Origin of the sequence: uncultured Parabacteroides sp., assembly GCF_947855115.1 — a bacterium.
Taxonomy (GTDB): Bacteria; Bacteroidota; Bacteroidia; order Bacteroidales; family Tannerellaceae; genus Parabacteroides.
Genome location: NZ_CANTZW010000012.1, coordinates 1 through 26,430, shown reverse-complemented (window position 1 = coordinate 26,430; position 26,430 = coordinate 1). Strand labels below are relative to the sequence as shown.

At 46.3% G+C, this 26,430-nt stretch carries 22 protein-coding genes and 1 tRNA gene; 8 read left to right on the top strand and 15 right to left on the bottom strand.

What is annotated here, in order from left to right:
• Positions 1–5 precede the first annotated feature (5 nt).
• Together Q0110_RS09125 and pruA are read right to left on the bottom strand one after the other, a co-directional pair.
• Positions 6–1,175 carry a proline dehydrogenase family protein gene (locus Q0110_RS09125; protein WP_297905855.1) on the bottom strand — a complete coding sequence of 390 codons (1,170 nt, stop codon included), beginning with the start codon at positions 1,173–1,175 and terminating at the stop codon, positions 6–8.
• A 94-nt stretch (positions 1,176–1,269) separates the two neighbouring features.
• Positions 1,270–2,901, bottom strand: coding sequence for an L-glutamate gamma-semialdehyde dehydrogenase (gene pruA, locus Q0110_RS09120; protein WP_297905854.1), 1,632 nt, complete (start codon positions 2,899–2,901; stop codon positions 1,270–1,272).
• A 216-nt stretch (positions 2,902–3,117) separates the two neighbouring features.
• Here pruA and Q0110_RS09115 point away from each other — a divergent pair, with 216 nt between their 5' ends.
• The 8 genes from Q0110_RS09115 (at position 3,118) to Q0110_RS09080 (ending at position 11,298) form a co-directional block, all read left to right on the top strand.
• A complete protein-coding gene (locus tag Q0110_RS09115) occupies positions 3,118–3,306 on the top strand; it encodes a ferredoxin (protein ID WP_297905853.1) in 189 nt (62 codons plus the stop codon).
• A 180-nt stretch (positions 3,307–3,486) separates the two neighbouring features.
• Positions 3,487–4,140: a DUF1349 domain-containing protein gene (locus tag Q0110_RS09110; RefSeq protein WP_297905852.1), complete on the top strand. Its 654-nt coding sequence runs from the start codon at positions 3,487–3,489 to the stop codon at positions 4,138–4,140.
• Positions 4,116–4,892, top strand: a complete 777-nt coding sequence (locus tag Q0110_RS09105; RefSeq protein WP_297905851.1) for a hypothetical protein — start codon at positions 4,116–4,118, stop codon at positions 4,890–4,892. Before Q0110_RS09110 ends, Q0110_RS09105 begins: the two co-directional genes overlap by 25 nt.
• A gap of 746 nt (positions 4,893–5,638) precedes the next feature.
• Positions 5,639–6,193 (top strand): cupin domain-containing protein, encoded by a 555-nt coding sequence (locus Q0110_RS09100; protein WP_297905850.1) that lies wholly within the window; start codon positions 5,639–5,641, stop codon positions 6,191–6,193.
• Between the two features lie 12 nt (positions 6,194–6,205).
• Positions 6,206–7,861, top strand: a complete 1,656-nt coding sequence (locus Q0110_RS09095; RefSeq protein ID WP_297905849.1) for an AMP-binding protein — start codon at positions 6,206–6,208, stop codon at positions 7,859–7,861.
• A 60-nt stretch (positions 7,862–7,921) separates the two neighbouring features.
• Positions 7,922–8,995, top strand: coding sequence for a glutamate 5-kinase (gene proB, locus Q0110_RS09090; RefSeq protein ID WP_297905848.1), 1,074 nt, complete (start codon positions 7,922–7,924; stop codon positions 8,993–8,995).
• Between the two features lie 6 nt (positions 8,996–9,001).
• Complete coding sequence (locus Q0110_RS09085; RefSeq protein ID WP_297905847.1) at positions 9,002–10,249, top strand: glutamate-5-semialdehyde dehydrogenase; 1,248 nt, start codon at positions 9,002–9,004, stop codon at positions 10,247–10,249.
• Between the two features lie 86 nt (positions 10,250–10,335).
• The gene (locus tag Q0110_RS09080) at positions 10,336–11,298 is read left to right on the top strand and encodes an N-acetylornithine carbamoyltransferase (protein ID WP_297905846.1); all 963 of its coding nucleotides are present in this window, start codon (positions 10,336–10,338) and stop codon (positions 11,296–11,298) included.
• Between the two features lie 216 nt (positions 11,299–11,514).
• Here the strand turns inward: Q0110_RS09080 and Q0110_RS09075 are convergent, their stop codons facing one another.
• The 13 genes from Q0110_RS09075 to tuf all read right to left on the bottom strand — a co-directional run.
• Entirely contained in the window at positions 11,515–11,829 is a 315-nt protein-coding gene (locus Q0110_RS09075) for a DUF3467 domain-containing protein (RefSeq protein WP_297905845.1), read from the bottom strand.
• A 364-nt stretch (positions 11,830–12,193) separates the two neighbouring features.
• Positions 12,194–13,078, bottom strand: a complete 885-nt coding sequence (locus Q0110_RS09070) for an AraC family transcriptional regulator (RefSeq protein WP_297905844.1) — start codon at positions 13,076–13,078, stop codon at positions 12,194–12,196.
• Between the two features lie 14 nt (positions 13,079–13,092).
• On the bottom strand, positions 13,093–13,956 hold the full coding sequence (locus Q0110_RS09065) for an endonuclease/exonuclease/phosphatase family protein (protein ID WP_297905843.1): 864 nt from the start codon (positions 13,954–13,956) through the stop codon (positions 13,093–13,095).
• A gap of 159 nt (positions 13,957–14,115) precedes the next feature.
• Entirely contained in the window at positions 14,116–18,411 is a 4,296-nt protein-coding gene (rpoC, locus tag Q0110_RS09060) for a DNA-directed RNA polymerase subunit beta' (RefSeq protein ID WP_297905842.1), read from the bottom strand.
• Positions 18,412–18,487: 76 nt separating this feature from the next.
• Positions 18,488–22,300, bottom strand: coding sequence for a DNA-directed RNA polymerase subunit beta (rpoB, locus tag Q0110_RS09055; protein ID WP_297905841.1), 3,813 nt, complete (start codon positions 22,298–22,300; stop codon positions 18,488–18,490).
• 107 nt (positions 22,301–22,407) lie between these two features.
• Positions 22,408–22,785 carry a 50S ribosomal protein L7/L12 gene (gene rplL / locus Q0110_RS09050; protein WP_005854220.1) on the bottom strand — a complete coding sequence of 126 codons (378 nt, stop codon included), beginning with the start codon at positions 22,783–22,785 and terminating at the stop codon, positions 22,408–22,410.
• 51 nt (positions 22,786–22,836) lie between these two features.
• Positions 22,837–23,367, bottom strand: a complete 531-nt coding sequence (rplJ, locus tag Q0110_RS09045; protein ID WP_297905840.1) for a 50S ribosomal protein L10 — start codon at positions 23,365–23,367, stop codon at positions 22,837–22,839.
• A 14-nt stretch (positions 23,368–23,381) separates the two neighbouring features.
• Entirely contained in the window at positions 23,382–24,080 is a 699-nt protein-coding gene (rplA, locus tag Q0110_RS09040; protein WP_297905839.1) for a 50S ribosomal protein L1, read from the bottom strand.
• A gap of 15 nt (positions 24,081–24,095) precedes the next feature.
• Positions 24,096–24,539, bottom strand: a complete 444-nt coding sequence (rplK, locus tag Q0110_RS09035; protein ID WP_297905838.1) for a 50S ribosomal protein L11 — start codon at positions 24,537–24,539, stop codon at positions 24,096–24,098.
• 69 nt (positions 24,540–24,608) lie between these two features.
• Positions 24,609–25,151 carry a transcription termination/antitermination protein NusG gene (nusG, locus tag Q0110_RS09030; RefSeq protein ID WP_297905837.1) on the bottom strand — a complete coding sequence of 181 codons (543 nt, stop codon included), beginning with the start codon at positions 25,149–25,151 and terminating at the stop codon, positions 24,609–24,611.
• A 12-nt stretch (positions 25,152–25,163) separates the two neighbouring features.
• Positions 25,164–25,358 carry a preprotein translocase subunit SecE gene (gene secE, locus Q0110_RS09025; protein ID WP_005854211.1) on the bottom strand — a complete coding sequence of 65 codons (195 nt, stop codon included), beginning with the start codon at positions 25,356–25,358 and terminating at the stop codon, positions 25,164–25,166.
• Positions 25,359–25,376: 18 nt separating this feature from the next.
• Positions 25,377–25,449 (bottom strand) — tRNA-Trp (locus Q0110_RS09020).
• 52 nt (positions 25,450–25,501) lie between these two features.
• The coding region (gene tuf, locus Q0110_RS09015; protein ID WP_297905836.1) for an elongation factor Tu at positions 25,502–26,430 on the bottom strand (929 nt) is incomplete at its 5' end.

Below are 26,430 nucleotides of genomic sequence, written 5' to 3'. Positions count from 1 at the left end.
CCGGTTTATTTGTTCTTACGCCTCGCCATCTCAGTCTCCAGCATCCGGAGCTCCCGGCTGGTTTGCCCTGCGACAGAGGTATTTTCTTCCGCACGCCGGATCAAATACGGCAGCACATCGTTTACCGAGGCGTAAGGAACGTACTTGGTCACATTATATCCCGCATGGGCAAGATTGAAAGAGATGTTATCACTCATCCCCAATAGCTGGGCGAAGAAGATACGGGAGTCGTCGCGGGCGATGCCTTTCTCATCCATCAATTTCGCCAATTTATAATTACTCTCCTCATTATGAGTCCCCATAAACATCTCGAAACGATCTAAGTGATCCATGGTAAAACGAACCGCCGCATCAAAATTCTCGTCCGTTGCCTGCTTGTCCTTACAAATCGGGTCGGGATAGCCTAACGCCGCCGCACGAGCACGTTCCGCTTCCATATAAGCCCCTCGCACGAATTTCACGCCGGCGACATACTCTTTCGCCACGGCATCATCGTAGATACGACGCAGATAAGACATCCGGTCGTGACGATACATTTGCAAGGTGGCGAATACGATCGCACGTTTCTTGTTGAACTTACGCATCGCCTCATCGGTCAATGCGTCGATGGCATCTTGGAAACAGTAATCCTCCGCATCCACCAAAATACGCACATCGTTATCGTAAGCCCGCTTGCAAAGCGCCATGAACCGCTCGCGGAACTCACGGAAATGCCGGACATCGTCTATCGTAAGCTCCTCCCGTCTCTCGGAAGCCTTGGCCAGCAGCTCGTCGGTCGTGATCGTAGATGGCTTGAACACGGCATAGGCCAGGTTCGCGTTGCCTTTCGCGAAATCTATCGAACGCAAGGTTTCCTCGAAAGTCGCTTGTATACCTTCGGGGGTTTGCTCGCTCTCCGCCGAATAATCGAGTGTCGATCTCACGTTATATTTCATCAAATGGTTGATGGCGGCCGAGCAGTCTCGCAAGGTCTCTCCCCCTACGAACTGTTTATACAAGGTAGGTTTCACCGCCCACGCCAATGGAAAACGTATTTTCAAGGCCACAGTCGCTGCGACCTTAGCGCATTTCACCAACCAAGGATATTTTATCGTATTAAAAAGCCAATAAGCATTTTGTAGTTCGCCCCGTGATTTTGACGAGAAAGCGATCTCGGTATTATTAAAGTCTAACATATCGTATTTAGATTAAGGTAACATCTTATCGTGGAGGCGAGACGTGCCCCGCCTCCATTACAATCAGTTGGTATTTCTTAATTATGTATGAAAACTATCTCTCTCCCAAGAACGGATAACCGTAACTCGTCGGAGGAACCAAGCACTCCTTGATGCAACGAGGATTTGTCCAACGGATCAAGTTCAACGGGCCACCGGCCTTATCATTCGTCCCGGACGCACGAGAGCCGCCGAACGGTTGCTGGGCGATTACGGCGCCGGTCGGTTTATCATTGATATAGAAATTACCAGCCGAATAGCGCAAGGTATTGAATGCCTTATCGATCGCATAACGATCGCGGGCAAAAATAGAACCTGTCAACCCATAAGGGGAAGTACGGTCGCAGAGTTCCAAAGTCTCCTCATATTTAGCGTCGTCATATACGTAGATCGTGATCACCGGCCCGAAAATTTCCTCAACCATGCTCTTGAACATAGGATCTGTAGTCTGGATAACCGTAGGTTCCACGAAATAACCCACGGACTTATCTCCGTTACCGCCAAAGATAACCTCAGCATCCGGAGACTGTTTCGCGTAATTGATATAGCCCATGATATTGTCGAAAGAGGCTTCATCGATCACGGCGTTGATAAAGTTCGTGAAATCCCGCACGTCACCCATCTTGATCTCTTTCAGCATATCGCCTACGTAATCTTTCACCTCTTTCCAGAGAGAAGCCGGGATATAGGCTCGGGAGCCGGCCGAACACTTCTGCCCTTGATACTCGAACGCGCCACGTACGATAGCGGTAGCCACGTCTAACGCCGGAGCGGAAGGATGGGCGAAAATAAAGTTCTTACCGCCCGTCTCGCCTACGATTTTCGGATAGGATTTATAATGGCCCAAGTTCTCACCGATCTGGCGCCACAAGGTATTGAACGTAGAGGTAGAACCCGTAAAATGGAATCCCGCCAAATCGCGGCTGCTTGTAATCACCTTGCCGATCACGCTGCCTTGTCCCGGGATGAAATTCACTACGCCATCGGGCAAACCGGCCTCTTGGAAGACCTTCATCAAGAAATAGTTCGAATGGATCGCCGTAGTAGATGGTTTCCATACCGCTACGTTACCCATCATAGCCGGAGCCATATTTAAGTTGGAAGCGATCGAGGTAAAGTTAAACGGCGTGAGCGAGAACACGAATCCCTCCAAGGCCCGGTATTCCATCCGATTCAATATCCCCGTCTCAGAATAGGGTTGGTCGGCATATACCTGGCTGGCATAGAAGGTGCTGAAACGCAAGAAATCGATCAATTCGCAAGGAGCGTCGATCTCTGCCTGAAACGGGTTCTTGCTCTGTCCCAACATAACCGAGGCATTCAATATATAACGGTATTTCGTAGCCAACAGCTCGGCTACACGAAGCATAACGGACGCACGTTCCACCCACGGAAGCTCAGACCATTCTTTATGCGCTTTCATGGCGGCATCGATCGCCATTTGCACTTCCTTCTCGCCCGCCTTATGATAGATTGCCAACACATGATGATGGTCATGGGGCATAACCACCTTTCCGGTATTACCCGTACGGATCTCTTTTCCGCCAATTACCAAAGGAATATCCCATTCCTCGGAACTAATTTGCGCCAACGCTTCCTTTAAGGATGCTTTTTCACTTGATCCGGGGGCATATGCCTTTACCGGCTCATTTATGGGCTTAGGAAATTTAAAAATAGCATTATCCATAATACTTCAGATTTTTTAATGGTTATTCAATGAAACTTTATGCTGTAAACATAGCGAAATTATTTTAATACAGAGGCGTATAAACGTTAATATATATCAACCAAAGGCAAGCTCTTTTTACGGTCGAAACAATGATCTAAAAGGACTCCACCGAAAACAATCCGCGAAGGTTACTTGTTACATTTACCGAATTAATCATCTTAAAGAAATAAAATTATGGCAATTAAAAGAGTTTGGATCGAAGAGGACTGCATCGCCTGCGGCACCTGCGAGGGTATTTGCCCGGAAGTATTCACGGTTACAGATCGTTCACGTGTAAATGAAGGTATTAATTTCGATGACTTCGAAGCGGGTATCAAAGAGGCTGCCGAAAGCTGTCCGGTCGAGGTTATCAAATACGAATAGGCAGACTCCGCTTTTCTCTCCCGGATAAAATCTCAGAATCATTGCGCGATCTATAATAAGACCTTACCTTTGCGGAGGTAAGGTTAAATACATCATACTTTACGGAAAAAGAATGAATCAAATGAATCAAATGAATCAAATGAATCAAATGAATCAAATGAATCAAATATAGAAAGTAAAATGAGAAAATTAGTATTACTGAGTTTTGTTATTGTCGCCTCTTTGCAATTTTGCGGGGCGCAATCATTGGAAAAGATGCAATGGTTCAACGAGCCGGAACAGTGGGAGATTAAAGGCAAGTCACTCTCTATGCAGGTCACTCCCCAAAGCGATTACTGGAGAATTTCCCACTATGGGTTTACGGTAGACGACGCTCCTTTTTATTATGCCACTTACGGGGGAGAATTCGAGGTGAAAGTCAAGATCACCGGCGATTACAAGCAACGTTTCGACCAAGCCGGCCTGATGCTCCGCATCAATCATGAGAATTACATAAAAGCCGGTATCGAGTTCGTGGATGGTAAATACAATCTGAGCGCAGTCGTTACGCATAAAACGTCGGACTGGAGCGTTATCACCTTAGACAAAGCGATCCCCTATGTATGGATAAAAGCGGTCAGGAGATTGGACGCCGTGGAGATCTTCTACTCATTCGACGATAAAGAATATACCCTTATGCGTAATGCCTGGCTACAAGACAATATCCCCGTGCAAGTCGGGCTTATGGCCGCTTGTCCCGACGGGAAAGGATTCAACGTGACATTCGAGCATTTCAAAGTAAAACATCTCCCGGATCAACGCCGATTGGAATGGCTAAAGAAAAACGCCGAATAAACACCAATACCAATCGAAATTCCCCCTGTATCCTACAATCAGAATTCCCTTGGGAACTACAACCAGAAATTCCTTCGGAACATACGATTGGAATCTCCGTGGGAACTACAAACGGAATTTTCTTCGGAACTTACGGTTGGAACTTCCTTTGGGAACTACAAACGGAATTTTCTTCGGAACTTACGATTGGAATCTCCGTGGGAACTACAATCGGAATTTTCTTTGGAACTTACAATTGGAATCTCCTTTGGGAACTACAACCGGAATTTTCTTCGGAACTTACGATTGGAATCTCCGTGGGAACTACAGCCGGAATTTCCTTACGGAACATACGATTGGAATCTCCGTGGGAAACTACAACCGGAATTTTCTTCGGAACTTACAATTGGAATCTCCGTGGGAAACTACAACCGGAATTTTCTTCGGAACATACGATTGGAACTTCCTTTGGGAACTACAACCGGAATTTTCTTCGGAACTTACGATTGGAATCTCCTTGGGAACTACAACCGGAATTTACTTACGGAACATACGATTGGAATCTTCGTGGGAAACTACAACCGGAATTTACTTCGGAACATACGATCGGAATCTCCTTTGGGAACTACAAACGGAATTTACTTCGGAACTTACAATTGAAATCTCCATTGAAACTACAACCAGAATTTACTTCGGAACATACGATTGGAATCTCCATTGGAACTACAATCGGAATTTCCATTGGAACTACAATCGTAAACATCATCTTGTAGAGACGGGGCGTGCCCCGTCTCATCCCCTCCAAATAGTAATTCCCAAATACAATTATCCAATGGAAAACGCACCACTCCACCTCCCTACAAATCGCACATAAAGTAAGTCCACCCCCCACTATCCTATCCATTTGTTTAAACCAAGGTCATAAAGCTAACACGTCTCTTTTCCAAAGAAACCTAACCAGATATAATAAATAGGCAAAAAACGCATTCTACAGTCGATTTCCTCCTAAAACCTCCTGTTTTATCATGCAACCAATAACATGAAGCAACACGTACGGTCGCATTTACCAATACAATAGGAGGCGTAAGGCGATACATCCGGTCCCATCGGGCGACGCAACCGTATGTAAACGCTCTCCGATCCGGATAAAAACAAGGTTTAAACCCTATAAATAGGAACTAAAATGAATTAATTCAGCTAGAACAAACACCCCTTTTCCGCTAATAGACAAAGGAACAACAAGTTGCCAATATTTATCCTCGTTTTCAGAAGCAAGACGTACATCGGGCCGAAATACCCTGCTCCCCGGCACTTTAGTTTACAAAATGACAAAATGATAATCGACCGTACAGGCACGACAAACCACCATCCCCTCCTCATTTAAATGTAACGCAGATCATTAATACCTCCACCCCTCTCGAAGCACACCTATTAATTAGAAAAGAAAACAAGGGTATTCACCTTCTTTTTGCTTTTTATTTCTATCTTTGGAGCGACATAATACAATAACTTCAGCAAAATGAACGAACAGATACAACAAATCGCGGCACGACTGGCCGGACTACGAGACGCGTTGGAGATCGCGCCGGAAGAAATGGCAAAGGTCTGCAACCTCACGACCGAGCAATACTTGCTGCTGGAAAGCGGCACGGTAGACATCTCCGTCAGCGTATTGCACCAGATCTCGCAAGCCTATGGAGTAGAATTAACCACGTTAATGTTTGGCGATGAGCCTAAGATGAGTACTTACTTTATTACCCGCAAGGGAAAAGGTGTAGCCGTAGAGCGCACGAAAGCTTATAAGTACCAATCATTGGCCGCCGGTTTCGCCGGACGCAAAGCAGACCCCTTCTTGGTGACCGTACATCCCAAACCGGAAGATGAGCCGATGTACCTCAACTCCCATCCGGGGCAAGAATACAACATGGTACTGAACGGACGTCTGTTATTACAGATCAACGGTAAGGATCTTATCTTGGAAACCGGAGACAGTATTTACTTTAACTCAGAACTCCCTCATGGCATGAAAGCGCTAGACGGGGAAAAGGTCAATTTCCTGGCCGTCATCTTATAAACGATCAGCAGCATGTTAGAAAGATTTATAGATAAAACGACGTTCGAGTCGCAAGAGGATTTCATAAAAAACTTCAAGATCAAGGTACCGGAGAACTTTAACTTCGGATATGACGTGGTAGACGCTTGGGCAGAGGAAGAACCGGACAAGAAAGCGTTGTGTTGGACAAACGATCATGGAAAACATATCGATTTTACGTTTGCCGACTTAAAACGGTATACAGACCAGACCGCCTCTTATTTCCAATCCTTGGGAATCGGCCATGGCGATATGGTGATGCTGATACTGAAACGCCGCTATGAGTTCTGGTTCTCTATCATCGCGTTACATAAATTGGGAGCCGTCGTGATACCGGCTACGCACCTGCTGACCAAGAAAGACATCGTTTACCGGGCGAACGCCGCCGATATCAAGATGATCGTTTGCGCTGGAGAGGAAGTGATCACGAGACATATCATAGAAGCTTTGCCGGATTCGCCGACCGTGAAAAGCGTCGTATCCGTAGGGCCGGAAATACCGGAAGGTTTCGAAGATTTCCAACAAGGCATCCAGAACGCCGCTCCTTTCGTCCGTCCGTCTCACCCGAATAGCAACGACGATATCTCTTTGATGTATTTCACCTCCGGTACGACCGGAAACCCGAAAATGGTAGCTCACGACTTCACGTACCCGCTGGGACATATCGTGACCGGCAGTTTCTGGCACAACTTGCATAAGGACAGCCTCCACCTGACAATCGCCGATACGGGCTGGGGCAAAGCGGTTTGGGGCAAACTATATGGACAATGGATCGCCGGAGCGACCATATTCGTATACGACCACGAGAAATTCACGCCTGCGGATATGTTGCAGATGATACAGGATTACCGGATCACCTCGCTTTGCGCTCCTCCTACGATCTTCCGCTTCCTGATCCGGGAAGATATGACTAAATACGACCTGTCTTCCTTACAATATTGCACGATCGCCGGAGAAGCCCTAAACCCTGCCGTATTCGACACGTTCTATAAACTGACCGGTATCAAGTTGATGGAAGGCTTCGGCCAGACAGAGACTACGCTGACAGTAGCCACATTCCCGTGGATGGAACCGAAACCGGGCTCTATGGGCGTTCCCAACCCACAGTATGACGTGGATTTATTACGTCCGGACGGAACCCGGGCAGAAGATGGCGAACAAGGACAAATCGTGATCCATACAACAAACGGCAAGCCAATCGGGTTATTCAAGGAATATTACCGAGACGCGGAACGTACCCGGGAAGCTTGGCACGATGGCCTGTATTACACGGGAGACGTGGCCTGGCGCGACGAGGATGGCTATTTGTGGTTCGTAGGCCGTGCGGACGACGTGATCAAAAGCTCCGGCTATCGTATCGGGCCGTTCGAGGTGGAAAGCGCCTTGATGACTCACCCGGCAGTAGTGGAATGTGCCATCACGGGTGTTCCCGACGAGATACGCGGGCAGGTAGTAAAGGCCACGATCGTACTGGCGAAAGATTATAAGGATAAAGCGGGCGATGCCTTGATCAAGGAATTGCAAAACCACGTGAAACGTGTGACCGCTCCTTACAAGTATCCTCGTGTCGTTGAGTTTGTGGATGAATTGCCGAAAACTATTAGCGGAAAGATACGGCGGGTAGAGATACGGGATAAAGATAATAAATGAGAGAATTATGGATTACGGTTTGCCATAGTCAGTAAATCGTAATCCACAAATCATAAACCATTGAAACGCATCGCAGTAAAAATAGGCAGTAATGTCCTTACCCGGAAGGATGGGACGTTAGATATCACTCGCATGTCCGCGTTGGTAGACCAGGTAGCGGATTTACACCGGCAAGGCATGGAAATCGTCTTGATCTCCTCCGGAGCCGTGGCTTCCGGACGAAGCGAGATAAAAGCCGGCAAAAAGCTGGATTCCGTATCGGCCCGGCAACTTTATTCGGCGGTAGGGCAGGCCAAGCTGATCAACCGGTATTACGAGTTGTTCAGGGAGCATGGTATGACTTGCGGACAGGTGCTTACCACGAAAGAGAATTTCGGGAGCCGTACACATTACTTGAACCAGAAGCATTGCATGGAGGTGATGCTGGAAAATAAGGTCATCCCGATCGTGAACGAGAATGATACGATATCCGTAACCGAGCTGATGTTCACGGACAACGATGAGCTGTCTGGCTTGATCGCCACGATGATGGGAATGGATGCCTTGGTTATCCTCAGCAATATAGATGGTATATACAACGGGAATCCGTCAGACCCGGACAGTTCCGTGATCCGGGAGATAGAATGCGGGAAAACGGACTTGTCGGAATATGTACAGACCAGTAAATCTTCCTTCGGCAGAGGAGGTATGCTGACAAAATGCCACATCGCCCAAAAAGTGGCGGACGAAGGCATAGCGGTTATCATCGCCAACGGGAAAAAGGAGAATATCCTTCCGATGTTATTGGCGAAGGATAGCGATACGGTTTGTACCCGTTTCATCCCGGCAGCGAAACCCGTCAGTAGCGTAAAGAAATGGATCGCTCATTCCGAGGGGTTCGCCAAAGGGGAAATACATATCAATAAAGGAGCCGAGGATGCGTTGACCGCCCCGAAAGCGACCAGTGTACTATTGGTTGGAGTGACTCGTATTGAGGGTGATTTCGAAAAAGACGATATCGTAAAGATAATGAATGAGAAAGGCGTGCAAATCGGTGTGGGCTGTACCGCTTATAGTAGCGAAGAGGCACGTAAGCTAATGGGGCAACGAGATCTAAAACCGCTTATACATTATGATTATCTATATCTGGATTAACAAATTATGAATGTAAAAGGAATTCTGCGACAGGCATCGGATGCGGCTAAGCATTTGATAACGTTACCGGACCAGGCAATTACCGAGATATTAAAAGAGACGGCGCAAGCTCTACGGACTCATACGGAGAAGGTTCTCGCCGCCAATCGCCAAGACCTGGAGCGTATGGACCCGGCCAACCCGAAATACGACCGGTTGAAATTGACCGAGGAGCGGCTGCAAGGCATCGCTGACGATATGGAGAATGTCTCTACATTACCATCTCCGTTAAATAAAGTATTAAGCGAGACAACCCGTCCGAACGGGATGGTTATCCGAAAAGTAACCGTGCCTTTCGGAACGATCGGCGTGATCTACGAGGCCCGCCCGAACGTTACCTTCGATGTTTTTTCCTTATGTTTCCGAAGCGGAAATGTTTGCGTACTAAAGGGTGGATCGGATGCAGACTTCTCCAACCGGGCCTTGGTACACATCATTCATTCTGCATTGGAGCGTCATGGCATTAATCCGGCGGTATGTACCTTACTTCCCCCGGATCGGGAGGCTACGGCAGAGTTGCTGGAAGCGGTTGGCTTGGTAGACTTGATCATACCTCGCGGAAGCGGTTCCTTGATTCACTTCGTTCGCGAACATGCTAAAGTTCCGGTGATCGAGACCGGCGCAGGTATCTGCCACACTTATTTCGATAGCTCCGGAGACAAAGATAAAGGACGTGAGATCGTAAACAACGCGAAAACACGGAGAGTGAGTGTATGTAATGCCTTGGATTGCTTAATCATCCATCAAGAACATTTGTCCGATCTTCCATATATCTGCGGAAAACTTCCCGATAGTAACGTAATCATCTACGCGGATGAACCGGCTTATGCCGCCTTATCGGGGCATTATCCGGAGAAGCTTTTGCAACATGCGGATGAGGGTAGTTTCGGCATAGAGTTCCTCGATTACAAGATGAGTATCCGTACCGTATCCTCCTTCGACGAGGCTTTGGCACATATCGCCCGCTACAGCTCGAAACACAGCGAGTGCATAATCAGCGAAGACCCGGAATCCATCCGGCGTTTCCAGCAATTGGTAGATGCCGCTTGCGTGTACGCCAATGTGTCTACCGCCTTTACGGACGGGGCCCAATTCGGATTTGGCGCGGAAATCGGTATCAGTACCCAAAAACTACATGCCCGCGGGCCGATGGCACTTCCCGAGCTGACAACCTATAAGTACATTGTGAATGGTAACGGGCAGACAAGGACATAAACTTATCTAATTACAAGGCCTCTTCTAAAGGATAATTGGCAAGTAGTCGTTATCTTTGCCTTTAACAAAATATTATTGTAACAAATATGAGACATTTCACTTGCGTACAGGATTTAGGTGACTTGCAACAAGCGCTTAATGAAGCTTTCGAGATCAAGAAAGACCGCTTCCAGTTTAGTGAACTGGGAAAAAACAAGACGTTGTTGATGATATTTTTCAACTCAAGCCTGCGTACCCGCTTAAGTACCCAAAAGGCAGCCATGAACTTAGGAATGAACACGATTGTTCTCGATGTCAACCAAGGCGCATGGAAACTGGAGACCGAGCGAGGTGTTATCATGGACGGTGATAAGCCGGAGCATTTGCTGGAAGCTGTTCCCGTGATGGGATGTTATTGCGATGTGATCGGTGTCCGTTCTTTTGCCCGGTTTGAGAATAAGGAGGATGATTATAATGAGAAGATATTGAGCCAGTTTATCAAGTATTCCGGTCGTCCGGTATTTAGCATGGAAGCGGCAACACGCCATCCGTTGCAAAGTTTCGCCGATTTGATCACGATTGAGGAATATAAGAAAACAGCTCGTCCGAAAGTAGTCATGACGTGGGCTCCTCACCCCAAATCATTGCCGCAAGCTGTTCCGAATAGTTTTGCCGAGTGGATGAACGCCACGGATTATGAGTTTGTCATTACCCATCCGGAAGGTTATGAGCTGGACCCCAGATTCGTTGGCAACGCCAAAGTGGAATACGACCAGAAAAAGGCTTTTGAAGGGGCAGATTTCATCTACGCCAAGAATTGGTCTGCTTACAGAGACCCGGACTACGGACAAGTGATCAATATGGATCGTAGCTGGACCGTGGACGCAGAGAAAATGGCGCTTACGAATAACGCTTATTTCATGCATTGCTTACCGGTTCGCCGTAACATGATCGTTACCGACGATGTGATAGAGAGCCCGCAAAGCATCGTAATCCCTGAGGCCGCAAACCGCGAGATCTCCGCGCAAACCGTATTGAAGAAAATATTGCTGGGGCTGTCTGATCTTTAGGATCAAGATAGGATACTTTTTACGATGGGCATTCTTTGGTGTTTATAATGGGATTCTTAGGTGTTTATAATAGGCATTTTCAGCACCAAAGAATGCCCATCGTAAGCATAAGAATAGGTATCAAGCTTTTTCTCCATACAACGGGTCACTCCAATAAAAAAGAGTACCCCTCTACCCTGTAGAAAAGTACTCTTCTTCAACTAAAGACAAATTTTATTAAGCTTCTCCTTTCGGACCTGCGAAATCCTCGAAGTTGGCAGTCTTGTTATTATTATTCCCTGCTTGAAGTTGTTCTCCAAATTTCTTGATGTTATCTTGCAACGCAAATAATAAACGTTGAGCGTTATCCGGAGTCAAGATTACACGGCTTTTTACTTGTGCCTTAGGAGCTCCCGGAACCACCCGGATAAAATCCAAGATAAATTCAGAGCTTGAATGAGATATAATAGCCAAATTGGCGTAAGTTCCTTGTGCCATCTCTTCAGATAACTCGATCTGAATCTCGTTATTGGCCGGTTTGTTGTTTTCCATACTATCTTTCTTTAATTTATGGTGATTAAATATTTACGAAGACAAATATACATAATTATTCCGGGTTACAAAAGGGGTTCGAAACTATAAATGCAAAAACGACTACCTTCTCAGGCAGTCGTTTTCCAGTTGTGTTTTTAATTCTCAATTCTTTAGACCAATGTAAAAATACCTTTTGTGTTTGATATAATCGGTTTTGGCGTTTTAGCTAAGGCCTGTTTTCGTTTAAGTGCTAATCTCTTTCACTTGAACTTTACAAAAATACAGGCTTTAGTAAAGACCACCAAATACTATTTGTGCAATAAATAATACTATATCATCAACACTTGACGCAAATCAATACAAACATATTCAAAGTCATGCATCAAATTATAAACCTCGAACGGGAATATTTCTCCCTATACTCTGTAGGGGTGCTTCCCCTGCGCCGTTTGAATACCCGGTTGAAATTTGACAGATTATTAAAACCACACCGATAACATATCTCAGAGATACTGTCGCTTGTATCTGTCAGGCGACATACCGCCTCGGCTACCCGTATCTCGTTCAAGTTATCGACGAATGTCTTCCCCGTCCATTTCTTTAAGAAACGCATCAATGAGGCATCGCTCATATTCGTTAACTTGGCTACCTCCGACAAGGTGATACGTTTTTGATAATTTTCATGTAAATATAACATGATACTATCCAAACGATCCGCATCGTTATTTTTATAATTCTTCACCGTATTCACCGCATTCAACCGACGGGCAGATTTATCCAAGGACAGAATCTTTAGAATCTCGATCAAACGCAACAGATTCTTGAAAGAATCCGGCTTGTTATCGTTCGATAACATTTTCAACTTATCCTGAATGCCGAGAATCATCTCACGGCTGAAAACAAGACCACTGGACGCATTATCAAACATATCTTTCATGGTCTTGAAATGTTTTCTATTGATCAAGCTATCAAATAATGATTTATGGAATTGTATCGTTATCTCAAAAATTCCATTACACGAACATTTATGGTTAGAGTAAGCATGTTTCGTCCCGCCCGCTATCAATACCAAATCCAGATCATCAATTTCCTCAATCGAATCACCTACTATCCGGATAGCGCCAGAGGCGTTCTCCAGATAATTCAACTCGAACTCCATGTGTACATGTAACGGAAAATTAAACCCCGACTTCGGGCGCTGCATGACCAAGAAGCAATCCTCAGATGAAAGCGGGGTCGTTTCCTTCAATACGTCTACCTTCCCCATATATGCAAGCATTTTTATTCGAGTACCAACGTACTGATTATCGGACAATGATCGGACGGGAACAGGTTATTCAGCGTCTCTGTCAATACTCCATGGCACAATACCTTGATATTCCCTTTCACAAAGATATAATCAATCCACTCGCGCTTGTCGTAAGGGATCTTTCCGAAATCATGGAAAGTCCATTCCGGGCCGTAAGTAAACCCCGCGATCGTACGGGAATGGGTCAGATGACGAGGATCACCCGGATTTGTCAATACTTGTATCGGCTCATCCGAAGGGATGGCATTGAAATCGCCGGTCACTATTATAGGTAAATTCCCGGATAGTTTCTTCGCTTGCTCCAGCACCAAAGAAGCTCCTTCATGACGAGCCACTTTTCCCATATGATCCAAATGTGTATTCAGGAAGAAAAACTTCTTTCCCGTATTCTTATCTTTCAGGATCGCCCATGTAGCTACACGCTCGCATGCGGCATCCCACCCCTTCTTTCCTACGGCATTCAGATCCTCGGCCAACCAGAAGTTACCGCTCTTCTCTATGGAGAAACGATCCTTGCGATAGAAAATCGGAGCGTATTCCCCTTTTGTCTTGCCATCTTCACGACCAACGCCTACATATGCGTATTCCGGCAAACGCTCTAGCAAATCATTTAGCTGATTATTCAAGACCTCTTGTGCCCCGAATACATCTACCTCATGGAATTTCACTAAATCCGCGGCGAAATCTCTTCTGTATTTCCATTGATTATCCTGATCCTCTGAATTATCGTAACGAATATTGTAAGACATTACATTCATTTCCCCATCGTTGTTTTTAGCGAATAAGCAACCAGTGGCAAATAAAGCCACCATTAAGCAAAGCAAAATTCTTTTCATGATATTGATTATTATATGTTTTTATATGTCCTAGTATTTATCTATGGTCTTTGATTTCTCACAAAAATAAAGTTTATCCATTTATTAAGCAAATAAGGGAGAACAAAAAAAGCCGGCAGATTACTCTGCCGGCCTTTCTTTATAGTTTATTAAACGTTCCTATTCTTCATCATCCTTATCCATGGCGTTGAAATCAACCACGTTCTTGCGATTCGCGAAGATACGGTCGAACTCATCCTTGGCGCCTACGATCAGTTTATCGAACTCACGCTGACCGGTACCGGCCGGGATCAAATGACCACAGATAACGTTCTCTTTCAAACCCTCCAAACGGTCTACCTTTCCGTTGATAGCAGCCTCGTTCAATACTTTTGTCGTCTCCTGGAAAGATGCGGCAGACATAAAGCTGTTGGTCTGCAAAGCGGCACGCGTGATACCTTGAAGGATCTGGTTCGCTGTAGCCGGAATAGCGTCGCGTACCTCGACCAGCTTAAGGTCGCGGCGTTTCAACATACTATTCTCGTCTCTCAACTTACGTGCGGTCACGATTTGTCCGGCCTGCAATGTCTGAGAGTCTCCCGGATCGGTAACAACTTTCTTGCCCCAGATACGATCATTCTCGTCCATTACCTCCAACTTATCAACAACCTGCTGCTCCAAGAAGCGAGTATCTCCCGGATCAACCACCTCTACCTTACGCATCATCTGACGAACGATAACCTCGAAGTGCTTATCGTTGATCTTCACACCCTGCAGGCGGTATACATCCTGAACCTCATTCACGATATATTCCTGTACAGCCGTCGGACCTTTGATCGCCAAGATATCCGAAGGAGTGGTAGCTCCGTCTGACAGCGGCATACCCGCACGGATATAGTCGTTCTCTTGAACCAATAATTGCTTGGACAGAGGAACCATATATTTCTTAACCTCACCCAACTTAGACGTTACGGTGATCTCGCGGTTACCGCGTTTGATCTTACCGAATCCTACCTCACCGTCGATCTCGGATACAACAGCTGGGTTAGACGGGTTACGAGCCTCGAACAACTCGGTCACACGAGGAAGACCACCGGTGATATCACCGGCCTTACCCACGGCACGAGGGATCTTAACCAAAACCTCACCGGCTTTCACTACGTCACCATTGTCTTTCACTACGTGAGCGCCCAACGGCAAAGAGTAGTTCTTCAGGTAATTACCATTCTCGTCTACGATATGAGCGGCCGGAGCCTTCGTCTTATCTTTAGACTCGATGATGATCTTCTCCTTCAAACCGGTAGTCTCATCACTCTCAACCTTGTAAGTCACGTTCTCTACCAAGCTCTCGAACTCGATCTTACCGGAAACCTCCGATACGATTACGGCATTGAACGGGTCCCACTCGATGATTACGTCACCTTTCTTAATCGAGTCTCCGTTGTTGAAGAACAACTTCGAACCGTAAGGTATATTATGAGTCAGCAATACGATCTTCGTGTTCGGATCAACAATACGCATTTCTGCCAAACGGCTTACAACCACAAAATGTTTCTTTCCGCTCACCTCGTCTACCGCCTCGACAGCACGAAGCTCATCGATCTCTAAGATACCATCATATTTAGATGTAATGCTATTCTCCGTAGCGATGTTGGAAGCGATACCACCGACGTGGAACGTACGCAACGTCAACTGTGTACCCGGCTCACCGATAGACTGAGCGGCGATTACACCGACAACCTCACCCTTCTGAACCATGCGGTTCGTAGCCAAGTTACGTCCGTAGCACTTAGCGCAGACACCCTTCTTAGACTCACAAGTCAATACGGAACGAATCTCGACGCTCTCAATCGGAGAGTCTTGGATTGCCTTAGCCGCGTCCTCACGGATTTCCTCGCCCGAACGAACGATAACCTCGCCCGTAATCGGATGGATCACATCGTGAACAGACACACGACCTAAGATTCTCTCATACAAGGAAGCGATCACCTCCTCGTTATTCTTCAATTCCGTACAAACCAGACCACGCAATGTACCACAGTCTTCCTCGTTTACGATCACGTCGTGAGAGACGTCAACCAAACGACGAGTCAAGTAACCTGCGTCGGCAGTCTTCAAAGCGGTATCGGCCAAACCTTTACGAGCACCGTGAGTAGAGATGAAGTACTCCAACACAGACAAACCTTCCTTAAAGTTAGAAAGGATCGGGTTCTCGATAATCTGACCACCTTCAGCACCACTCTTCTGCGGTTTCGCCATCAAACCACGCATACCGGACAACTGACGAATCTGCTCCTTAGAACCACGGGCACCGGAATCCATCATCATATAGATTGAGTTGAATCCATCGTTATCCGCCGTCAATTGCTTGATCAAGATATTAGACAAGTTACTATTAACGTGTGTCCAAGTATCGATGATCTGGTTATAACGCTCGTTGTTGGTAATGAAACCCATGTTATAGTTAGCCATGATCTGCTCAACCTCCTCATATCCCTTCTGAACCAACGCGTCTTTTTCAGCGGGGATAAGCACATCGGCCAAGTTGAAAGACAGACCACCCTTAAATGCCATATAGTAACCCAAGTTCTTGATATCATCCAAGAACTGAGCGGTACGAGCCACGCCACAAGCCTTGATTACCCGACCGATGATGTCGCGAAGAGACTTCTTGCCCAACACCTCGTTTACATAACCAATCTCTTTCGGAACGAACTCGTTTACCATCAAACGTCCTACGGAAGTCTCAACCATCGTCTTCACCAAGTTGCCGTTCTCATCCAAATCCTCCACGTAAACATGGATCGGAGCATGGATATCCAACTTCTTCTCATTGTAAGCGATCGTAGCCTCTTCCGGGCCGTAGAAAGTCAAGCCTTCGCCCTGCGTGCCCTTACGCAACTTGGTAATATAATACAAACCAAGCACCATATCCTGAGAAGGTACGGTAATAGGAGCACCATTCGCGGGGTTCAAGATATTGTGTGAAGCCAACATCAACATTTGAGCTTCCAAAACAGCCTCATTACCCAACGGCAAGTGAACGGCCATCTGGTCACCGTCGAAGTCGGCGTTGAATGCCGTACATGCCAACGGGTGCAACTGGATAGCTTTACCCTCGATCAATTTCGGCTGGAACGCTTGGATACCCAAACGGTGCAATGTCGGGGCACGGTTCAACAATACCGGGTGACCTTTCATTACGTACTCTAGGATATCCCAAACAACCGGTTCCTTGCGGTCAACGATCTTCTTCGCTGATTTTACCGTCTTCACGATACCGCGCTCGATCAATTTACGGATAACGAAAGGCTTATAAAGCTCGGCAGCCATATTCTTCGGCAAACCGCACTCGTGCATCTTCAACTCCGGACCTACGACAATAACCGAACGAGCGGAGTAGTCTACACGCTTACCCAACAAGTTCTGACGGAAACGACCTTGTTTACCCTTCAAACTGTCGGACAAGGATTTCAACGGACGGTTCGCGTCTGTCTTAACAGCGCTCGATTTACGAGAGTTATCAAACAAGGAGTCCACAGCCTCCTGAAGCATACGTTTCTCATTACGCAAGATCACTTCCGGAGCCTTAATATCGATCAATCGTTTCAAACGGTTATTACGGATAATAACACGACGATACAAATCATTCAAGTCTGAAGTAGCGAAACGACCACCATCCAGCGGAACCAACGGACGCAATTCGGGCGGGATCACCGGGATCACCTTCATGATCATCCATTCCGGTTTGTTACGACCTCTGGACGCACGGAAAGACTCAACTACCTGAAGGCGTTTCAAAGCCTCGTTCTTTCTCTGCTGAGAGCTGTCCGTGCTCGCGCGGTGACGCAACTCATAAGAAAGAGAATCCAAGTCCAGACGAGCCAACAGATCATAAACAGCCTCAGCGCCGATCTTAGCGATGAACTTATTCGGATCCGTATCCTCCAGCAATTGATTTTCTCTTGGAAGGCTATCCAAAATATCCAGATATTCTTCCTCTGATAATAGGTCTAACTCACCGACCGTGTCTACGCAACCCGGCTGGATCACGACGTAGCGCTCGTAATAGATGATGGAATCCAGTTTCTTGGTAGGAAGCCCCAACAAGTAACCGATTTTATTAGGCAAAGAACGGAAATACCAAATATGAGCGACAGGAACCACCAAATGGATATGTCCCATACGTTCACGACGAACTTTCTTTTCCGTAACTTCCACTCCGCAACGATCGCAGACAATACCTTTATAACGAATACGTTTGTATTTACCGCAATGGCACTCATAGTCCTTGATCGGACCAAAGATACGCTCACAGAACAAACCGTCGCGCTCAGGCTTATACGTACGATAGTTAATTGTTTCCGGTTTCAAAACCTCACCGCTGGAGTTCTCCAGGATCTCCTCAGGGGATGCCAGACCGATGGTTATTTTTGAAAAGTTACTCTTTATCTTGTTTTCTTTTCTAAAGGCCATATTATTTATTTATAAAGAGTTATCAATAGATAAAGTAGACGGGCCGTAGCCCACCTACTTCTTTATTGTTATTGAATTAATCCAGAGTGAAACTCAAACCAAGTCCTCTCAACTCGTGTAATAATACATTCAGAGATTCAGGGATACCCGGCTGTGGCATCGGATCACCCTTCACGATCGCCTCATAAGCCTTGGAACGTCCTACGACATCGTCAGACTTAATCGTAAGAATTTCCTGAAGAACATGAGCGGCACCGAAGGCTTCCAGTGCCCAAACCTCCATCTCTCCGAAACGCTGACCACCGAACTGTGCCTTACCACCTAACGGCTGTTGCGTGATCAAAGAGTACGGACCGATTGAACGGGCGTGCATCTTATCGTCAACCATGTGACCCAACTTCAAGAAGTAAGTCACACCCACCGTAGCAGGTTGGTCGAAACGCTCACCGGTACCACCGTCATACAAATAAGACTTACCGTAACGAGGAATACCCGCCTTGTCTGTCCATTCGTTCAAATCATCCAAAGTCGCGCCATCGAAGATCGGGGTAGCGAACTTAACATCCAACTCACGTCCGGCCCATCCCAGCACGGCCTCGAAGATCTGTCCCAAGTTCATACGAGAAGGTACACCCAGCGGGTTCAAGCAAATATCCACCGGAGTACCGTCTTCCAAGAACGGCATATCCTCCTGGCGAACAATCTTTGATACGATACCCTTGTTACCGTGGCGACCGGCCATCTTATCACCTACCTGAATCTTACGTTTCTTGGCGATATAAACCTTAGCCATCTGTACGATACCTGTCGGCAGCTCATCACCGATCGTCAAGTCGAATTTCTTACGTCTCAACTCAGCGTCAAGCTCCTTGTACTTCTTCAAGTAATTCAAGATAACCTGCTTGATCAACTCATTCTTCTGAGCGTCTGCCGTCCACTTACTTACTTGAATGGAGTTATAATCCAATTCTTCCAGAGATTTACGGGTAAACTTAGCACCCTTAGCGATAATCTCCGCATTCATATAATCTTTAACACCTTGAGAAACCTTGCCGTTGGTAAGCACTAACAACTTATCAACCAAGAGAGTCTTCAAGTTAGCCATCTTTTCTTCGTACTCCTCGTCCAACTTCGGCAAAATCGCCTTATCAGTCAATCTGGATTTACGTTTCTTGACAGCCTTCGAGAACAAAGCGGTCTCGATAACCACGCCGCGCAAAGACGGAGTAGCCTTCAAGGAAGCATCCTTCACATCACCGGCCTTATCACCGAAGATAGCACGCAACAGCTTTTCCTCCGGAGACGGATCAGACTCACCTTTCGGAGTGATCTTACCGATCAAGATATCACCCGGCTCAATGCGAGCACCAACACGAACGATACCTCTCTCATCCAAATCCTTGGTAGCCTCTTCGCTGACGTTAGGGATATCGGAAGTCAACTCCTCCATACCACGCTTCGTCTCGCGTACCTCAAGGATATACTCATCTACGTGAACAGACGTAAAGAAGTCCTCGCGAACCATACGCTCGTTCAGCACGATAGCATCCTCATAGTTGTAACCCTTCCAAGGCATGTAAGCCACCTTCACGTTACGTCCCAAGGCAAGCTCGCCTTTCTGGGTCGAGTAACCCTCTGTAAGGATATCGCCGGCCTTCACACGCTGCCCGCGATGACAAATCGGCTTCAAGTCGACCGTCGTGCTCTGGTTGGTCTTACGCCATTTCGGGATATTATATGTCTTAACCGCATCCTCGAAACTAACGAATTCCTCGTCTTCCGTGCGGTCATATTTAATCTTGATACAAGTAGCGTCAACAAACACCACCTCGCCCTCACGCTCGGCGATAATCTGAGTACGGGAATCCCGGGCAACCTGCGCCTCGATACCTGTACCCACGATCGGGGCGTCCGTACGCAACAAAGGCACTGCCTGGCGCATCATGTTAGATCCCATCAAGGCACGGTTAGCGTCATCGTGTTCCAAGAACGGGATCAAAGAAGCCGCGATTGAGGCGATCTGCTGCGGAGCCACGTCCATCAAGTCTACCTCAGAAGGAGGAACAACCGGGAAATCAGCCTCGAAACGAGCCTTTACCTTATCGCGGATAAACTTACCGTTCTCGTCCAACGGAGCGTTACCCTGAGCGATAGTCAGCTCTTCCTCTTCTTCCGCCGTATAGTATTGCAAGCCTTCATCCGAGAAGTCTACCTTGCCATCCACCACCTTACGATACGGGGTCGATATGAAACCAAGATCATTAATCTTAGCGTATACACACAAAGAAGAGATCAAACCGATGTTCGGACCTTCCGGGGTCTCAATCGGACAAAGACGGCCATAGTGCGTATAGTGAACGTCACGAACCTCGAATCCGGCACGCTCTCTAGACAAACCACCCGGTCCCAAGGCCGATAAACGACGCTTATGCGTGATCTCCGCCAACGGGTTCGTCTGGTCCATGAACTGAGACAAGGCATTCGTTCCGAAGAAAGAGTTGACCACGGAAGAAATCGTCTTCGCGTTGATCAAATCGATCGGAGTAAACACCTCATTATCGCGAACGTTCATACGCTCACGAACCGTACGTGACATACGAGCCAGACCGATACCGAATTGGTTATACAATTGCTCGCCAACCGTACGTACGCGACGGTTGCTCAAATGGTCGATATCATCCACGATAGCCTTCGAGTTGATCAACTCGATCAGGTACTTGATGATCTCGATAATATCTTCTTTAGTCAAGACCTTAACATCAGCGCTTGTAGTAAGGCCCAACTTCTTGTTGATTCTGTAACGTCCTACCTCACCCAGATCGTAACGTTTCTCAGAGAAGAACAGGTTTGTGATAACCTCGCGTGCACTAGCCTCGTCAGCCGGTTCCGCATTTCTCAACTGCCTGTAGATATACAACACGGCCTCCTTCTCGGAGTTACTCGGGTCTTTTTGGAGCGTATTATATATGATAGCATAGTCGGACAGATTCTGGTCTTCACGATGCAACAAGATATTCTGCGTGCCTGAATCCAAGATAGCCTCGATATTATCGCTATCCAACACAGACTCACGGTCGATAATCACATCGTTACGTTCAATAGAAACCACCTCACCGGTATCCTCATCCACGAAATCCTCCACCCAAGTCTTCAAAACACGAGCGGCCAGCTTACGTCCGATAAACTTCTTCAGGTTCGCTTTCGTTACCTTCACCTCTTCCGCAAGGTTGAAGATCTCAAGAATATCCCTATCGCTTTCAAAACCAATAGCTCTCAAAAGAGTAGTTACAGGCAATTTCTTTTTACGGTCGATGTAAGCGTACATCACGTTGTTGATGTCCGTAGCGAACTCAATCCACGAGCCCTTGAACGGGATAATACGCGCCGAGTACAACTTCGTCCCGTTCGCATGTGTGCTTTGCCCGAAGAATACGCCCGGAGAACGGTGCAACTGAGACACGACAACACGCTCGGCACCATTGATCACGAATGTACCCCTCTCCGTCATGTAAGGGATCGGGCCCAAGTATACATCCTGGATCACCGTATCGAAGTCCTCATGATCCGGATCCGTACAGTACAGTTTTAACTTCGCTTTTAAAGGCACGCTATAAGTCAACCCACGGGCGATACACTCATCAATAGTATAACGAGGCGGATCTATATAGTAATCTAAGAACTCCAACACAAAATTGTTACGGGTATCCGCAATCGGGAAATTCTCGGCAAATACCTTATACAATCCCTCCTTCTTTCTCTTTTCAGGAGGAGTGTCAAGTTGAAGAAAGTCTTGGAACGACTTCAATTGAACTTCGAGAAAGTCCGGATACGGGAACTGATTCTTTATCGAAGCAAAATTAACTCTTTGGTTTTCAGCTGTTGAAGACATCTAGTAAGGAATTTATTGAACTTATTGAAATTATAGACACAAAAAGGTTAAGAGTCTTCGCAGCCGGAGACTCTTAACCAAATCACCTGGAAACCAGGTTATAAATACTATTTAAGCTCAACTTCAGCTCCAGCCTCTTCCAACTGTTTCTTCAATGCTTCAGCATCAGCTTTAGCGATACCTTCCTTGATCGCGCTAGGAGCGCTATCTACCATATCCTTAGCCTCTTTCAAGCCAAGACCAGTTAATTCTTTAACTAACTTAACGATAGCTAACTTATTAGCACCAGCTGCTTTCAATACAACATCGAAAGAAGTCTTCTCTTCTGCAGCGGCAGCAGCACCACCAGCAGCAGGACCAGCAACAGCAACAGCTGCAGCAGCAGGTTCGATACCGTACTCTTCTTTAAGGATAGTAGCCAATTCGCTAACTTCTTTAACGGTCAAGTTTACTAATTGTTCTGCAAAAGCTTTCAAATCTGCCATTTTTGTATGATTTAAATGATTATTTATCTGTGTAAATGTTTTAATAATAAATTATCTTTCTTCCAAAGTCTTCAACAGACCATGGATAGTTTGTCCTGATGACTGAAGTGCAGAGATAACATTCTTCGCCGGAGACTCCAACAAAGCGATAACGTCTGCGATAAGCTCGTTCTTGCTCTTGATGTTTACCAATGCCTCAAGATTCTCAGCGCCCACATAGAAGCTTTCCTGTACGTAAGCAGCCTTCAAAGCCGGTTTAGCGACTACATCTTTTTTCGCGTCCTTAGTAAAATCCTTGATCAGTCGAGCGGGAGCATTAGCGACCTGTGAGAACATCACAGCCGTATTGCCCTTCAATGCCACGTTAAGATCAGAGAAGTCGCCTTCAATGTTCTCCAACGCTTTCTTAAGCAAGTTATTCTTTACAACGACTAACTTAACCTCACGCTTGAAACATTCCCTTCTCAATTTGCTGGTTTTCTCAGCGTTCAACGCCTCGATATCCGTCAAATAGAAGTTAGGGTATTCCTTTAATGTCTCAGTTAATTGAGCTATAACAGTTCCTTTATCTTCCTTTCTCATTGTTCAATTGTTTTTTAGTTTTCCTCAACTGATTTGGGGTCAATTTTAATACCCGCACTCATAGTACTAGAAAGATAAATACTCTTTATATACGCACCTTTAGCCGCAGTAGGTTTCAACTTGATCAAAGTTGAGATGAATTCCTTGGCGTTGTCACGAATCTGCTCCGGTGTGAATGACACCTTACCAACAGATGTGTGAACGATACCGCTCTTATCCACCTTAAAGTCGATCTTACCTTGCTTAACCTCTTTCACCGCTTTGCCGATCTCATTGGTAACCGTACCGCTCTTAGGGTTAGGCATCAAGCCACGCGGACCTAATACACGACCCAGAGCACCGATCTTACCCATGATAGAAGGCATAGTGATGATAACGTCAATATCGGTCCACCCACCTTTAATCTTATCGATATACTCATCCAATCCAACATAGTCAGCACCAGCGGCAGTAGCTTCAGCTTCCTTGTCCGGGGTACATAATGCGAGAACCCTAACCTGCTTACCAGTTCCATGAGGCAATGAAACCACGCCTCTCACCATTTGATTGGCCTTACGGGGGTCAACACCTAAACGGACATCAACATCCACGGAAGCGTCAAACTTAGTCGTAGTGATTTCCTTCACTAAAGCTGAAGCTTCTTTCAATGTATATGCTTTCCCAGCTTCAATCTTGCCCAAAGCCAACTTTTGATTTTTTGTAAGTTTACTCATCTCAATTGAAGTTTATTAATTATTATCCGGGAATGTCCCTTTAACAGTGATACCCATACTTCTGGCTGTCCCGGCAACCATTCTCATGGCAGACTCGACAGTAAAGCAGTTTAGATCGACTAACTTGTCTTCAGCGATAGCCTTCACCTGATCCCATGTGATCTCAGCGATCTTGACACGGTTAGGTTGAGCGGAACCGCTCTTCTTCTTGGTAGCTTCCAACAACTGGATTGCCACAGGAGGAGTTTTAACGACAAAGTCGAAAGACTTATCGACATAGTAAGTAATTACAACAGGTAATATCTTACCAGCCTTGTCTTGGGTCTTGGCATTAAATTGCTTGCAAAACTCCATAATATTAATACCCTTAGAACCTAAAGCAGGTCCTACTGGGGGAGAAGGGTTTGCTGCTCCTCCTTTAATCTGCAATTTGATTTGTCCAGCAACTTCTTTAGCCATTGTTTCTAAAATTTTTTAGATATATATAACATCAATAACAGAAAGGTAGCGCTTTTCGTAACCAGAGCACTATTCTTTCTCAACTTGCATATAACTCAACTCAAGGGGTGTCTTGCGTCCGAAGACCTTAACCATCACCTTAAGTTTCTTTTTCTCGGCGTTGACCTCCTCGATTATACCCGTGAAACCGCTGAACGGTCCAAAAGTGATCTTCACACTCTCTCCAACATAGAACTGGATATCCAGATCCTCTTGTTGTTCCTGCAACTCGTCTACCGTACCTAAGATACGATTCACTTCCGCAGGACGCAATGGCACGGGGGTATCAGAACCGCCCAAGAAACCAATCACGTTAGGAATGTTTCGTAACCGATGAGCAACCTCACCGACCAAAGCAGCCTCGACCAATACATAACCCGGCAAATAAGCCCTTTCTTTCATGACCTTCTTACCGTTTCGTACCGTAAAGGTTTTCTCGGTCGGAATCAAGACTTGAGATACATATTCTCCCAGATCCGTATTCTTCAGCTCAGCCTCTAGATATTCCCTTACCTTGTTCTCCTTGCCACTAATGGCACGCAGAACATAAAACTTCTTTTGGACATCAGACATACCTTAAACTGATTAGAAAATTTGGTTGTAGAAGAAACGCATAACAGCCTCGAAGGCCCCGTCAACAACAAAGATCAATGCGGCGATGATAAGGGAAGCAAACATAACAACAACCGCACTATTGGAAAGCTCTGCTCTCGTAGGCCAAGAAACTTTATAAACAAGTTCGTTATAAGATTCCTTAATATAAGTAATTATCTTTTTCATCGAATCTATAGATTTTAGCACGGAAGGAGAGGCTCGAACTCCCGACACCTGGTTTTGGAGACCAGTGCTCTACCGACTGAGCTACTTCCGTAGAAATAGCCAGCCCTTGAAAAGACTGGCTATAACATTATCTAATGTTTGAATTAGTTCTCTAATTCCGTGATCTGGCCTGCACCTACCGTACGTCCACCCTCGCGGATAGCGAAACGAAGACCTACGTTGCATGCTACCGGGTAGATCAACTCTACGTCGATCGTTACGTTATCGCCCGGCATTACCATCTCAGTTCCTTCCGGCAAAGTGATCTCGCCAGTCACATCCAATGTACGGATGTAGAACTGAGGACGATATTTGTTGTGGAACGGAGTGTGACGACCACCTTCCTCTTTCTTCAAGATATAAACCTCAGCCTTGAACTTAGAGTGCTCTTTAACCTGACCCGGGTGGCAGATTACCATACCACGCTTGATCTCGTTCTTATCGATACCGCGAAGCAACAAACCTACGTTGTCACCAGCCTCACCTTGATCCAATAACTTACGGAACATCTCAACACCTGTAACAACAGACTTCTTACCTGCAGCGCCAAGACCGATGATCTGAACCTCATCACCAACCTTAACGATACCAGTCTCGATACGACCTGTAGCAACAGTACCACGACCTGTGATAGAGAATACATCCTCGATAGGCATCAAGAACGGCTTGTCAATTTCACGCGGAGGCAGAGGAATCCAAGTATCGCAAGCTTCCATAAGCTCCATTACTTTCTCTTCCCATTTAGCGTCACCGTTCAAAGCACCAAGGGCAGAACCGCGGATGATAGGAGTATTGTCGCCATCGAAGCCATAGAATGAAAGCAACTCTCTCATTTCCATCTCAACCAACTCCAACATTTCCTCGTCGTCTACCATGTCGCACTTGTTCATGAAAACAACCAACTTCGGAACGTTTACCTGACGAGCCAAAAGGATGTGCTCGCGAGTTTGAGGCATAGGACCATCAGTAGCAGCAACTACGATGATAGCACCGTCCATCTGAGCAGCACCAGTTACCATGTTCTTTACGTAGT

Coding starts and splice junctions, on each gene's coding strand:
- Q0110_RS09125 (WP_297905855.1), bottom strand. CDS start 1,175: ATGTTAGACTTTAATAATACCGAGATCGCTTTCTCGTCAAAATCACGG.
- pruA (WP_297905854.1), bottom strand. CDS start 2,901: ATGGATAATGCTATTTTTAAATTTCCTAAGCCCATAAATGAGCCGGTA.
- Q0110_RS09115 (WP_297905853.1), top strand. CDS start 3,118: ATGGCAATTAAAAGAGTTTGGATCGAAGAGGACTGCATCGCCTGCGGC.
- Q0110_RS09110 (WP_297905852.1), top strand. CDS start 3,487: ATGAGAAAATTAGTATTACTGAGTTTTGTTATTGTCGCCTCTTTGCAA.
- Q0110_RS09105 (WP_297905851.1), top strand. CDS start 4,116: ATGGCTAAAGAAAAACGCCGAATAAACACCAATACCAATCGAAATTCC.
- Q0110_RS09100 (WP_297905850.1), top strand. CDS start 5,639: ATGAACGAACAGATACAACAAATCGCGGCACGACTGGCCGGACTACGA.
- Q0110_RS09095 (WP_297905849.1), top strand. CDS start 6,206: ATGTTAGAAAGATTTATAGATAAAACGACGTTCGAGTCGCAAGAGGAT.
- Q0110_RS09085 (WP_297905847.1), top strand. CDS start 9,002: ATGAATGTAAAAGGAATTCTGCGACAGGCATCGGATGCGGCTAAGCAT.
- Q0110_RS09080 (WP_297905846.1), top strand. CDS start 10,336: ATGAGACATTTCACTTGCGTACAGGATTTAGGTGACTTGCAACAAGCG.
- Q0110_RS09075 (WP_297905845.1), bottom strand. CDS start 11,829: ATGGAAAACAACAAACCGGCCAATAACGAGATTCAGATCGAGTTATCT.
- Q0110_RS09070 (WP_297905844.1), bottom strand. CDS start 13,078: ATGGGGAAGGTAGACGTATTGAAGGAAACGACCCCGCTTTCATCTGAG.
- Q0110_RS09065 (WP_297905843.1), bottom strand. CDS start 13,956: ATGAAAAGAATTTTGCTTTGCTTAATGGTGGCTTTATTTGCCACTGGT.
- rpoC (WP_297905842.1), bottom strand. CDS start 18,411: ATGGCCTTTAGAAAAGAAAACAAGATAAAGAGTAACTTTTCAAAAATA.
- rpoB (WP_297905841.1), bottom strand. CDS start 22,300: ATGTCTTCAACAGCTGAAAACCAAAGAGTTAATTTTGCTTCGATAAAG.
- rplL (WP_005854220.1), bottom strand. CDS start 22,785: ATGGCAGATTTGAAAGCTTTTGCAGAACAATTAGTAAACTTGACCGTT.
- rplJ (WP_297905840.1), bottom strand. CDS start 23,367: ATGAGAAAGGAAGATAAAGGAACTGTTATAGCTCAATTAACTGAGACA.
- rplA (WP_297905839.1), bottom strand. CDS start 24,080: ATGAGTAAACTTACAAAAAATCAAAAGTTGGCTTTGGGCAAGATTGAA.
- rplK (WP_297905838.1), bottom strand. CDS start 24,539: ATGGCTAAAGAAGTTGCTGGACAAATCAAATTGCAGATTAAAGGAGGA.
- nusG (WP_297905837.1), bottom strand. CDS start 25,151: ATGTCTGATGTCCAAAAGAAGTTTTATGTTCTGCGTGCCATTAGTGGC.
- secE (WP_005854211.1), bottom strand. CDS start 25,358: ATGAAAAAGATAATTACTTATATTAAGGAATCTTATAACGAACTTGTT.